This is a genomic window from Nostoc sp. 106C (genome assembly GCF_002154725.1).
Classification (GTDB): domain Bacteria; phylum Cyanobacteriota; class Cyanobacteriia; order Cyanobacteriales; family Nostocaceae; genus Aulosira.
This window is the reverse complement of sequence record NZ_MTAW01000095.1, coordinates 1-13,921: the sequence shown is the minus strand read 5'-3', so window position 1 is coordinate 13,921 and position 13,921 is coordinate 1. Positions and strand designations below refer to the sequence as shown.

Genomic DNA, 13,921 nt, shown 5'->3' with positions numbered 1-13,921 from the left:
GTTGCAAAATAAAAACTGGGATGCATCCCAGCAAAAGTAATTAATGAGCAATTATCTTAAAATTCCACTTCTTCTCGGTGAGTTTCGCTATTTACAGACCTATCCAAACCTTTTTTTGCCCAAGACATTGTTTCAATATATCTAGCAAGTTGTTCCACAGTCGGTGCTTCAAATAAATTACGTACAGGCATATCTATTTGCAAGGTGTCCCGAATGCGAGAAACTAACTGAGTTGCTAGTAGAGAATGACCGCCTAATTCAAAGAAATTATCGTGGATACCTACTTGTTCTTTTCCTAAAACCTTAGCCCAAATTTCCACAAGCAAATCTTCAATCTGCGTTCTAGGTGCTACATAATCTTGTTGAATAAAAGTGAGTATATTAGGTGCAGGTAAAGCACGGCGATCCACTTTACCATTGGGCGATAGTGGTAGAAATTCCAGTAACACGTATGCTGTTGGCACCATATATTCTGGTAGCTTTGCTTTTAAGAATTGGCGTAAATCAGTAGTTGTTATAATCTGTCCTTGACGAGGAACAATGTAAGCAACTAATTGCTTATCACCAGGTATATCTTCAGCCGCAATTACTACAGTTTGCTGCACGGCTGGATGTTGACTTAGCACCGCTTCAATTTCTCCCAATTCAATGCGGAAGCCGCGAATCTTGACTTGGTTATCAATTCGACCTAAAAATTCAATATTACCATCTATTAAATAGCGAGCTAAATCACCTGTTTTGTAAAGTCTTGCTTCTGGAATAAACCCTGTTTCTGGAATTGTAATAAAACATTCAGTAGTTAATTCAGGTCGGTTAAGATATTCTCGCGCCAGTCCCTCACCTCCAATATACAATTCGCCTACAACGCCAATAGGAACAGGTTGTAAATTAGTATCCAATAGATAAATTTGTGTATTTGTAATCGGGCAGCCTATAGGAATAGATATAGCTGATTCTGGTATGTCATGCACCTGATAATAAGAAGAAAATGTTGTATTTTCTGTAGGCCCATAAACATGAATTAAATGCTTTGGCGCACCATGTTTAATAATTTTCTTAATCCATCTAAGATCAATAGTTTCGCCACCAAACAGTAAATATCGCAAACTCGCAAAAGCCTGCGGAACATCTCTAGCAATTTGTTGGAATAAAGCAGTGGTTAAAAACAGAACGCTGATGCCTTTTTCTTTTAGCTGTAATGTAAATTTCTCAGGTGAAAGAATGACATCTTTGCTAATGCCAATCAGTTGAGCACCATTAAGTAGTGCTCCCCAAATCTCGAATGTCGCTGCATCAAAGGAAATATTTGAGGCTTGAGCAACTTTATCAGCAGGTTTTAAAGTTATATAGTTTGTATTGCACACCAATCGATTTACAGCTTTGTGCGTTACAGCTACTCCCTTAGGCTTGCCTGTAGAACCAGAAGTGTAAATTATATAAGCTAAATTATCGCTGCTTACTTTGCTTATAGGATTTGCTTCGCTTTCTCGAGCAATAAGTTTCCAATCATTATCTATAAAAATAATTAGATTTGAGAATTCCTCAAAATGCTTGCGTAATTTTTCTTGTGTCAGTAACACAGAAACCTCTGCATCCTCCAACATAAAATTTAAACGCTCTTGAGGATAGCTAGGGTCTAATGGCAGATATGCTCCGCCTGCTTTGAGAATTCCCAGCAAACCTACAATAAATTCTATTGATTGCTCTACAGAAATACCTACTAAAACTTCCGATTTTACACCCAGTTTTTGTAAATAGTGAGCTAGTTGATTACTGCGATTATTTAATTCTCGATAAGTGAGTTGCTGATTTCCAAAGCTTACGGCTATGAAATCAGGATGCTGTTCTACCTGCTGTTGAAATAATTGATGAATCAACTTATCTTGAGGATAATCTGCTTGGGTGTTATTCCATTCAATAAATAACTGATGTTGCTCCTGTTTGCTCAATAGTGGAAGATGTGCGATCGCTTGCTCTGGATTGGTAACAATGCTTGACAACAGCATTTTAAAATGTCCTAGCATCCGAGTAATGGTGGCTTGTTCAAATAAATCGCTGTTGTAAACAATTACACCTCTAATACCCTCAGAGAGTTGCCATTTTGCTCCCCATAGGCTTCTAAAATTTTCAAAACATTTCCACAGATGCATCTCTAAATCAAAGCGGGTTTTTTTAATATCAATATTGATAAAACTAGGCTCTAACCCAGGCAATTCTAGCGCCGACATTGGGGCATTTTGGAACCCAAATACTACTTGAAAGAGTGGGTGGTGGCTCAAGTTTCGCTCTGGATGCAATTCTTCAACTAACTTCTCAAAAGGTAAATCTTGGTGGCTATATGCTCCGAGTGTGACATCCCGTAATCTACCTAGCAGTTCCCGAAAAGATGGGTTTCCACTTAAGTGGGTACGTAGTACTAAACTATTGACGAAAAAACCAATTAAGCCTTCAATTTCGCTGTGGTTACGGTTAGCAATTGGCGAACCTACCGTAATAACTTCTTGATATGTGTAGCGGTAAAGTAATGTTTGAAATGCTGCCAACAGAGTCATAAATAAAGTGACTCCTTCTTGCTGGGAAAGCGCTTCAAGTGCATCAGTTAGCTTTTGCGGTAACTCTAAAAATTCTGTTTCTCCTTGATAGCTTTGTATAGGCGATCGCTGTTTATCAACAGGCAAATCTAGCATCGAAATATCGTTTAATTGCTGCCGCCAGTAAGTCAACTGAGTTTGGAGTACCTCTCCTTGCAACCATTCACGCTGCCAATGGGCAAAGTCGGCGTACTGAAGAGGTAATTCCAACAGAGGCGCAGGCTGGTTTTGGGCAAAAGCTGTGTAGATAGCGCTCAGTTCCCGAATTAGCACTCCCATAGACCAATCGTCGCAGATAATGTGGTGCATATTTAGCAATAGAATATGTTCTGTCTGGGAAAGCACGAGTAACATTACTCGCAGCAACGGCCCAAAGGACAAATCGAAAGGACGCTCTATTTCTACGCTAATAATGCGTTTTGCTTCAGCCTCCTGTTTATCAGCTGGCAATTGCTGTAGGTCTAATACATTAAGAGGTATTCTTAAGCTGGGCGCGATCGCTTGCAAGGGCTGTCCATCTAATACCTGAAATGTAGTGCGTAAGGTTTCGTGGCGACCGACAATTTCGTTAAAAGTCTGTTCTAACGCTGCTAAGTTCAGGGAACCTGTCAAACGAATGGCTGTAGGTACATTGTAAATAGTATTACCGGGATTTAACTGGTCGAGGAACCACAATCGTTGTTGGGCAAAAGATGCAGGAAAGACAAAAACTTCTTCGGAAGACATATTGCTCCTTATATCAATTTTGGATTTTAGATTAAAAATTGCAAGCGCCCTCATCCCCTAGCCCCTAGCCTCTAGCCCCTAGCCTCTAGCCCCTCTCTTCAATACAGGCTCTAAGCTGTGCAGCTAGAATTTGGATATGAGGCTTTCTCAACATAGTTAAGTGATTACCGGCAATCATATGAATTTCTGTTTTCTTAACAGCCAAATTATCCCACCCCATACTCAAATCTTCCTCAGCCATACTTGATGTCTTACTTGTTTTAAACAGAGTAATTTGCTTAGGGTAGGCTTGCGGAATGTATTTAATTACTGCTTGACTATTAGCGTAGAAAATACGCAGTATAGGGATAACTGTTAACTCGTTTAAAAGATGTAAGTTAGTATCCTCAGATATTAAGTTATTTGTGGGAATCTCTTTTAAAAGCACGTGCGATAATAGACTTCTCTCAAACCATCCATTAAATTTATTAAAATTAAAAAATTGAGAAATTAAATTATTAGCTTGATTCTTGCTGTGAGCAGCTATTAGACAACAATATTCAAATAGAAAGGGCCATATATCTCGCGCCACGGTAGTGAGAAGAAACTTTAAACCATTACCAAAAGAAGGAATATTACTGGGAATTGGTGCTAATGTGTCAAGCATAGCAAGTAAAGCCACCTCATCCCCAGACTTTTGCAGTTGTTGTGCCATCTCAAAAGCAACCACACCGCCAAAAGACCAACCGCCTAAAAAATAAGGGCCTTTTGGCTGCACTTGACGTAATGCTTCAATGTAATGGGCAGCCATATCTTCAATGCTAGTTAGCGGAGCATTTTTACCATCAATTCCTATAGATTGCAGCCCATAAAATGGTTGATTATTTCCTAAATGATGAGCTAATTCGTAATAAGGAAAGATAACCCCAAAGATAGGGTGGATACAGAAGAAATGTGGATTAGAGCCAGCAGGCTGAATCGTAACTAAAGGAGACCAAGGTAGAGGCTCTGTTTCTGTTAATAGGGAATTTGCTAAACTTTCAATTGTGGGGTTTAAAAATAATGTAGATAGTGGTAATTCACGCTCAAATTGCTTGCGTATCTGTTCTATAAGTCTTACAGCCAGTAACGAATTACCGCCCAAGTCGAAGAAGTTATCCTGAATACTTACACGCTCAATTTTAAGCACTTCAGCCCAAATTTCTGCCAACTTTGCTTCGATAAAATTACGAGGAGCGATAAAACTTTTATCTATTGAACGATTAATTACACTATCGAGTGCTGTTAGTACTTGGCGGTTCACTTTGCCGTTAGGAGTAAGCGGCAGAGAATCTAACAGTAAAAAAGTTTGTGGAACCATGTATTGTGGTAATTTATCTTTAATAAATTTCCGAAGCTCAATTGTTGTTGCTGTCTGCTTTAACTGGAGAACAATATAAGCTATTAAATCCTTTCCATTAGATACATTTTCTTTAGCAATTACTACTGCTTCTTTCACGCTTTGATGCTGATTTAGCACTGCTTCAATCTCTGATAACTCAATGCGGAAGCCGCGAATTTTTACTTGATTATCGATACGATCTAAAAATTCAATATTGCCATCTGGTCGATAACGAGCTAAATCCCCTGTTCTATACAGACGACTTCCTTCAGCCTTCTCAAAAAGATTGGAAATAAACTTTTCAGCAGTTAATTCAGGACGGTTAAGGTAGCCTCGCGCTAGTCCTACTCCACCGATATATATTTCACCAGGAATTCCAATTGGTACAGGTTGTAAATGTTTATCTAATATATAAATTTGAGTGTTAGCAATAGGGCGACCAATGGGCGGTTTGTCACAAACAACGGTAATCTCGGCAATGCTTGACCAAACAGTTGCTTCAGTAGGCCCATAGGCGTTAAAAAATCTCCGATGAGAACTCAACCAACGTTTTATAATCTCCCCAGAACAAGATTCGCCTGCACAAATTATAGTTTGCAATGCGGGGAGTGATTCTGTAGGTAGAACTGCCAAAACAGTAGGCGGAAGGGTAACATGAGTAATAGCGTTTTCGCGCAATAATTGAAGTAAACCTTGACCGGGTAGAAGAGATTCTTTCTTTGCTAAATATAGACTTGCTCCTGTTCCCAGTGCCATGACAATCTCAAAAATTGCAGCATCAAAACTTAATGATGCGAATTGCAGAATGCGGTTACTTGGTTGCAAGTTGAACACCTCAATCTGAGCTTCTACTAAGTTAGAAAGTCCTCGGTGTTCGATTAAAACGCCTTTAGGCTGTCCTGTTGAGCCAGAGGTGTAGATGACATAAGCTAGGTTGCTAGATGTTACACAACTAGTTGGGTTTTCTTGGCTTTGGAAAGCGATCGCTTCTCTATCTTTATCCAAGCAAACTACAGATACCGCTGCATTCCCAAAAAGCTCAACAAATTGCTGTTGAGTTAGCAAAACTGATACTTTCGCGTCTTCAAGCATAAATTTAAGACGCGCTTGAGGATAGGTGGGATCTAAAGGTAGGTATGCTCCACCAGCTTTGAGGATGCCTAAAAGTGCAACTATCATCTCTAATGAACGCTCTATGCAAATGCCAACTACAGCATCTGCGCTTACGCCCAATAGTTGCAGGTGGTGTGCAAGTTGGTTAGCTTGGGTATTTAGTTTGCGGTAGGTTAACTGTTTGTGCTCAAATACTAAGGCGATCGCATCGGGGTTTTTCTCTACCTGTGCTGCAAATAACTGATGGAAACACTGCTCAATTTTAGATTTTGGATTTTGCGGAAAGTTGCCAGGAGGGTTTCTCTCCGTAGCAAACTTTCCAAGACAGATTTTGGATTTATTCTGATTAAACTCTATTAATAGTTGGTGTCGTTCTGGTTCTGTTAAAATTGACAAATTACAAAGGCGCTGTTCTGGATTAGCAACAATCCTTTCTAGCAGTGTTTGGAAATGTCCCAGCATCCGAGTAATAGTGATGTCATCAAATAAAACAGTGCTATAAACCACTTGCCCTTTCAAACTTTCTAAATCTTGCCACAGGTGAAACTCTAGATCGAGCTTTGCGGTTTTGCTGTCGAACTCAAACAGCGAAAGCTTTAACTCTGGTAACTCTAGCGCTTGAATGGGAGTATTTTGCAGGCTAAATACTACCTGGAACAAAGGATGGCGACTCAAATCTCGTTCTTGTTGCAGTTCCTCTACCAGCTTTTCAAAGGGCAATTCTTGATGAGCATAGGCTCCCAAAGTTACTTCTCGGACACGATGCAACAATTCTCGAAACGTTGGGTTACCTGAAAAATCAGTACGTAGCACCAAACTATTGACGAAAAAGCCAATTAATCCTTCTATTTCGCTGCGGTTGCGGTTGGCAATAGGTGTACCGACTGCAATATCCTCTTGCTGGGTGTAGCGATAGAGTAAAGTCTGAAACGCTGCTAGCAGAGTCATGAACAAGGTAACGCCTGCTTGCTGACTAAGTTGCTCTAGCTTTTGAGTTAAATAAGGCGGTAGTTCTATAAGTTGTTCTGCACCCTGGTAGGTGGAAACTGCTGGTCTTAACCTGTCTGTGGGGAGATTCAGCACCGCAACCCCATCTAACTGCTTTTGCCAATAAGCTAATTGGGTTTCTAGGGATGTACAGCCGTTCGTTCCTTGTGTTTGTAACCACTCGCGTTGCCATTCGGCGAAATCTGCATACTGAAGGGGTAGTTCTGGCAAGGACGCTGGCTGATCTTCGACAAAGGCTTTATATAATGCCTCAAGTTCTCTAATTAGCACGCCAATAGACCAACCATCGGCAACAATATGATGTAAATTCAGCAGTAGCACATATTCTGCTTCATCCAGTTGTAGCAATGTCAATCGCAGCAATGGCCCAGTGCTCAGATTGAAAGAACGTTGAGCTTCTGCGGTTGCGAGTCGCCGCGCTTGTTGTTCGCGTTCTTGGCTCTCGAAATTGCGTAGGTCTATTAAGGGTAGGGGTATGGTTAAGGTGGGAGCTATTACCTGTAGAAGTTGCCCTTCTGTCATTACAAACGTGGTGCGTAAGGTTTCATGACGGCGGACAATTTCGTTAAATGTCTGCTGTAAGGCGATGAAGTTGAGGAAACCTGTCAAGCGAAGTGCTGTTGACACATTGTAAAATGGATTGCCTGGTGTTAACTGGTCGAGAAACCATAACCTTTGCTGGGCAAAAGAAGCGGCAAAGACAAAAACCTCTGCTTCTTCAGCAGAATTGAGTTCTTCTTTAGTACCAGTGAAACCGGAAAGATACTGGCTCATAACTGTCTCAACTCCAAGACTGCCTATTTGCGATTCTCTCAACCTATAGTAGGTTAGAATTCACCAAAAGGAGGCGGTGATTGGGAGACGCAGTAATATCCTATGCGCTTACTTTATCGGCTTTGTTCACTTGCCAAACCGCTATTAATTTCCGCCGAATTTTACATCTGGCGCAGTACTCCACGGAATAACTTTTATGGCTCACCATACATGGTTGAATTTCTGCCAAGTTTTTTGATCATTCTCTTTACCAGATTGTAAGTGAGGGTAGAAGTAAATAACTCCTGCTAACGCAAATCCAATCGCAAAAACTACCCCTAGAATTCGCCAGAAATTGCTAGGAAGTTTCTGAGGTGCTTGTTTGTTTGTCCTGGGCTGAAAAATTGTGCTCCCATCCTGTGCTACTTGTCCAGGGCGTGGTTGAAAGATTGTGCCGCCCTCCGGTGTTGGTTGACCAGGTTGGTGAGATCCAGGGCGTGGTTGAAAAATTGTGCCGCCATCCGGTGTTGGTTGACCAGCTTGTTGGGGTGTAGGGCGTGGTTGAAAAATTGTGCCAGCTTCCGGTGTTGGTTGGGGTACGGGACGTGGTTGAAACAATGTCCCTTCTGATGCTGGTTGTTCAGCTTGGCGAGATGCAGGGCGTGGTTGAAAAATAGTCCCTTCTTTGCTGAATTCAGGATTATTCGTAACTGAATTTTGATTAATTTCTGGATGTAGGGCTGGTCGTGGTTGAAAGATTGTCCCGTCTGGTTGGTTTTGGGCGAACGGTTGCAGAGGTCGCAGAACGGTTTCCCCATCTGAACCTTGATTTGGTATAGGTTGGGGGCGAGGAATTGTATCGTCTTGGCTTTGGGCAAATGGTTGCAAAGGTCGGGGAACGGTCTCCGGATCTGAATCTTGATTTTGCTCAGGACGTGGCTGAAAAATCGTGCCTTCTGGTTGGCTTTGCTCAATTGGTGTCAGCGATCGCGGTATGGTTTCTTGATCTGAACTTTGATGATACAAAGGTTGGGGGCGAGGTATGGTTTCATTTTGCCCTTGGCTTTGCTCAATTGGTGTCAGCGGTCGGGGTGTTGTTTCTTCATGTGAACCTTGATGAGACAAAGGTTGCAAGTAAATAACTGTATCGTCTTCCTCTTGGCTTTGTTCACCTGGTGTTAGTGGCCGCGGTATGGTTTCCCCATCTAAACCTTGATGATACAAAGGTTGAGAGGGGGGCGTGGTGTCTTCTAGTTGGCTTTGCTCAATCGGTGTCAGCGGTCGGGGTATGGTTTCGGAATTGGTAGCAGGTCTGGGTACAGTTGGATGGAGAGCGATCGCTTCTTCATCCTCGACGCTAAAATTAAGAGCGATCGGTTTAGCAACCGCACGCAAAGCTCGATCTAGTTCTTCTACACTGGCAAAGCGGTTCTTCGGATTCTTTTGCAAGCATTTGAGAACTACAGCCTCTAGCTGCTCAGACAAATATTCACACCCTGGTTGCGATCGCAGTGGCTTCGGCGGCTCATAGGCATGGGCTAATACCCAAGAAGCTTCGCTGATATTATGAGCTTTGACACTTAAACCAAAAGGATCTGCTCCACCTAGCATTTCGTAGAGGATTAATCCTAAACTATAAATATCCGCCTTTGCATCTAGGTTTTTATCGCTTTGGATCTGCTCAGGCGCTGCGTAGCGAAACGTCCCGATAAATGTATTAGTTATATTAGTTTGTTCTGAAGATTGATTGCGGATTTTAGCAACACCAAAATCCAAAATCTTCACCCACTCTCCTAAATCTGTCGGTACTAAAAAGATATTGTCTGGTTTCAGGTCGCGATGAATTACCTGAATATGCTCTGTGCTTTTGCCGCCATCCCGCTGTAGAGTCACGCCTTCATGCGCTAGCTGCAAACCTTTGCATACTTGAGTAATGATACCTACAGTCCGCTCTACAGATAACCGCTTTTCACGCAGTAGTAATTGTCGCAATGTTTGCCCACGCAGATACTCCATTACATAGAATGGATGACCTTCAATTGTTACGCCACAGTCACTAATCTTAACAATGTGGTCACTTTGCAGAGCTGCACAGACTGCTATCTCCCGCTCAAAGCGCTTTCGCATCTCTTTTGAGGGTACTAGCGTATCTTTTAATAACTTCAATGCTACCAACTGACCTACACGGGTATCCATTGCTAGGAAGACTTCACCCATGCCACCACCAGCTAACCGTTTTTCTAAACGGTATCGCTGGTTATCACCTATAAAGCGCCCATTCCAAGAATTTGAAGATGGTGGGGATGTCATCTGATAGAACCCATCCTAGTTACTTTAAAGTTTTACCTTGAAACAAAAATACATATTACTTTTATAGCTACTTTTTTCTGCCAAATAATATTTAGGTAATAGTAATTTTTATTACTCGTGTTTATTAATTTATCTACGTCCAGCTTAGCATATTAATAAGTTTAACCAATGCTGGGCATTTGATCCAAATGCTTAATAAAAGCTTAAAAGCAGGACTTATAGTAGTGTCAATTTGTTCCGAATGTTAAATTTAACGTGAATTCAATCAGAGCTTTGCCAGCTCAATTATCATCTATTGGTCATATAGCTTATTTATTGACAGACTTTACGCATCAAAGTTTCATACTTTGATACACAAACTATTAAAAATATGTAGGGTGGGCATTGCCTACCCTACTATGTGGATTTCAAAAAATCAGATGTAAATTTTATAACAAAGGTGCATTTTACTCAATGTTTTATTGAATATATCAATAGATAGTTGACAAAATTAAATTGTGTATTTTTATAAGTTTTACCGAGAATCACCACTGAGCAGAATGTTGAATATTTTATAAACAATCTTTTGTAAATTTTGTCTGACTCAAACGCTCAATAAGTGCTAATACCGTGAGGAATGAGGATGAGTAACGCACTCTCGATAGCCGCTGTGACAGCAGTATTAAAAGACTTGCTGGAAAATGGTTTAGTCAGTGACTCGATTACTGCTAGTGTTGGTGACGTGATTGTGACTGGTCTACCGCCGGATCTGATTACAGTCGGAACTGATGAGCGTGCTCAACTCAATTTATTTCTCTATCAGGTGACGCAAAACCGCAATGTTGATTGGGTATCTCAGGAATTTCGCAGCAAGAACTCCCGGATAAATAAAAGCACACGCTCTACAAATCCTCCACTAGCTTTAGACCTGCATTACTTGCTCACAGCTTACGGGGCAAAAGATTTTCAGGCAGAGCTATTACTAGGGTACGCAATGCAACTATTGCATCGCACACCTGCGATCGCAACTAGTGCGATCGCCAATGCTTTGAAAAATGCATCTACACGAAGTACGTCTAATGTTTTTTCTCAGGCTTTAGCTAATGTGTCTGTCTCTGATTTAGCTGAGCAAATTGGGCAGATTAAACTTTCTCCTGAGTTTTTTAACATGGAAGACACTTCTAAACTATGGTCGGCGTTACAAACTCACTATCGTCCCTCAGCTAGTTATCAAGCATCAATGGTTTTGATTGAGAGCGAAGACTCTGTTAAAGCTGAGGGTTTATGTATGATGTCTTTGTCTCAACCAAGTATTGAGCAAGTTATCGCCCCTATCGAGACAGAGCAATTAATTGTTGTAGACAGTACATTAGTAATTCGCGGTAAGCGGTTACGGGGGGAGATTACCAGAATTAGATTAGGCAATACAGAGAAATTACTAGTACCAGAAGATGTGAAAGAAACACAAATCAGTCTGCTAGTACCGCCAGATTTATATGCAGGCGTCCAGGGCGTGCAAGTTGTACACCTGAAAATGGGCGATGCTGCGCAAAAGCAGCAAATTGAATCGAATGTTGCGCCTTTTGTGCTGCATCCCAAAATCGTAGCAGCGATCGCGGAAGTAGAGAAAAATGCTGAGAATTTGCGCTCAGGTACAATTACTGTGAAATTTCAGCCGAAAGTTGGTAAGATGCAACGAGTAGTTTTACTACTAAATGAAATCTCTAATAAAAGTCCTGTTGTCTACTCATTTCCTGTATCAGTAGACAATGAAGACACCGATGCGATAACAATTCCGATCAAAGATATCAAGCCAGGAACTTACCTTGTCAGGGTGCGAGTAGATGGGGCGGAAAGTCCATTGCAAATGAATCAGGCTGGAGAATACGAAGCACCACAGGTCATAATTACATGAATACTCAAACAATAATTAATAATTGGCACGATGCCAATCAGCGCTACCTATCAGCAGCCTTAGCAGTGGTGCGTGGTGCCTTAGAACGTTATACAACGAGTTCGCAGCAGCCTACCGAGCTACAAAACCAAGAGAACGCCCAACAGCAAGCTTTACAAGAAGCCGCCGCGGCTATGCCTACACCATCGGCATTAGATAATCTCTGCTGGATGTTTCGGCTGTCAGCCTTTGAACGGGACTTGTTACTATTGTGTGCAGGTATGGAATTGAGTGGAGATTTTGCACGGTTGTGTGCGATCGCTCAAGGAGATGCACAACGAGCTTATCCTACTTTAAGTTTAGCTTTAGCCGCGTTACCAAATGTCCACTGGGATGCGATCGCTCCCAATGCACCTTTACGTCGTTGGCGATTAATTCAAGTTGGGGAAGCTCACGCTTTAACCCTCAGTCCCCTAAGAATTGACGAACGGATTTTACATTATTTAGTTGGTATTCAATATCTTGACGAACGGCTGGCTGGTATTATCGAGCCATTAGCAGGTGGTGGAGATTTAGTACCATCACACCAAGCTTTAGCAGAGCGAGTTACAGCAGTTTGGCAACAAACTTATAAAGGAAATAATTTACCTATCGTCCAGTTATGCGGCAACGAAACTAGCAGCAAACGCGCCATTGCAGCTACAATTTGTCAACTCCAAAATTTACATTTATGGGTAATGCCTGCACAAGTCATTCCCCTATTACCAGGAGAATTAGATAACCTCATCCGCTTGTGGACGCGGGAGACAATTTTAAGTAAAAGTGCTTTACTCATAGACTGCGATGAACTCGATACTAATGATGCTACGCGAATAAATGCGATCGCACATTTCATCGAACACACAAATGGCTTTTTATTCATTAGCAGTCGAGAAAGAATGCGTTTGCCACAACGCTTGGTAGTAAGTTTTGACGTGCAGCAACCCACAGCTAAAGAACAAGGAGCAGTTTGGCAAGAAGCCTTATCGGAAATTGCACCCCAACTCAACGGGCAGGTGAAAATCTTAGTCGATCAGTTTAACCTGAGTCCAGCAACCATTCAAGCTGCCTGTGCAGAAGCCGCAGGACAATTAGTACAGCCACAAGAAGGCAACCTCACCGATATTTTATGGGATGCTTGCCGTTTACAAGCACGACCACGCTTGGATGAACTAGCACAGTGGATTGAACCTGCGGCTGATTGGGACGACTTGGTATTACCAGACAACCAGCAACAAATTCTCCGTGATATTGCGGCTCATGTGCGGCAGCGAAGTACTGTATATAACACCTGGGGATTTGCTGCTAAGAGTGCGCGAGGGTTGGGAATTAGCGCTTTATTTGCAGGTGCTAGTGGTACAGGAAAAACCTTAGCGGCGGAAGTACTAGCTAATAAATTACGCCTCGACCTTTATCGCATTGATCTATCATCGGTAGTTAGTAAATATATTGGCGAAACAGAGAAGAATCTGCGTCGCGTATTTGATGCCGCTGAACAAGGCGGAGTAATTTTATTATTTGATGAAGCTGATGCCTTATTTGGCAAACGCAGCGAAGTTAAAGATGCCCGCGATCGCTATGCCAACATCGAGGTAAGCTACTTACTACAAAGAATGGAATCTTATCCCGGTTTGGCACTGTTAACAACCAACCTCAAAAGTGCGATTGATACCGCTTTCCTGCGACGCATTCGCTTTGTCGTGCAGTTTCCCTTCCCCGATGCAGCGCAAAGAGCCGAGATTTGGCGGCGGATTTTTCCACCCAACACACCTACAGCCGACTTGGATGTAGTGAAACTGGCACGCCTCAACGTAGCTGGGGGTAATATTCGGAACATTGCCTTAAATGCAGCATTCTTAGCTGCCGACGCTGGAGAAGCCGTACAGATGAAGCATATACTGCGGGCGGCGCAGACAGAATATGGCAAGTTAGAAAAGCCGTTAACGGAGGTGGAAATTGGGGGGTGGAGTTAATTCTAAGTAGGTCAGCGTTAAAAATTGTCGTTATGACAAGGCAGAGGGCAGAAGGCAGAAGGGAAGAGGTTTTTAGGCCAATACGGTTCAGTTAAGGTGATAAGAGTTCTCATTTGTCGGACAAAAACCAAGATTTGGGGGAGAATCCCCCAAACCCCCGATTGGGGGACGGTTG

General features: G+C 42.1%; 5 protein-coding genes. 2 read left to right on the top strand and 3 right to left on the bottom strand.

Annotated features, from left to right (window positions below):
* Positions 1-56: 56 nt before the first annotated feature.
* From BV375_RS11790 to BV375_RS11780, 3 genes are all read right to left on the bottom strand, one after another.
* A complete protein-coding gene (locus BV375_RS11790; RefSeq protein ID WP_086760631.1) occupies positions 57-3,317 on the bottom strand; it encodes a non-ribosomal peptide synthetase in 3,261 nt (1,086 codons plus the stop codon).
* Between the two features lie 85 nt (positions 3,318-3,402).
* The gene (locus BV375_RS11785; RefSeq protein ID WP_086760629.1) at positions 3,403-7,572 is read right to left on the bottom strand and encodes a non-ribosomal peptide synthetase; all 4,170 of its coding nucleotides are present in this window, start codon (positions 7,570-7,572) and stop codon (positions 3,403-3,405) included.
* Positions 7,573-7,773: 201 nt separating this feature from the next.
* On the bottom strand, positions 7,774-9,861 hold the full coding sequence (locus BV375_RS11780) for a serine/threonine-protein kinase (RefSeq protein ID WP_086760627.1): 2,088 nt from the start codon (positions 9,859-9,861) through the stop codon (positions 7,774-7,776).
* A 622-nt stretch (positions 9,862-10,483) separates the two neighbouring features.
* Here BV375_RS11780 and BV375_RS11775 point away from each other — a divergent pair.
* Together BV375_RS11775 and BV375_RS11770 are read left to right on the top strand one after the other, a co-directional pair.
* Positions 10,484-11,755 (top strand): DUF4255 domain-containing protein, encoded by a 1,272-nt coding sequence (locus BV375_RS11775; RefSeq protein WP_086760625.1) that lies wholly within the window; start codon positions 10,484-10,486, stop codon positions 11,753-11,755.
* On the top strand, positions 11,752-13,746 hold the full coding sequence (locus BV375_RS11770; RefSeq protein WP_086760623.1) for an AAA family ATPase: 1,995 nt from the start codon (positions 11,752-11,754) through the stop codon (positions 13,744-13,746). The genes BV375_RS11775 and BV375_RS11770 overlap by 4 nt, the downstream gene beginning before the upstream one ends.
* Positions 13,747-13,921: the final 175 nt, after the last annotated feature.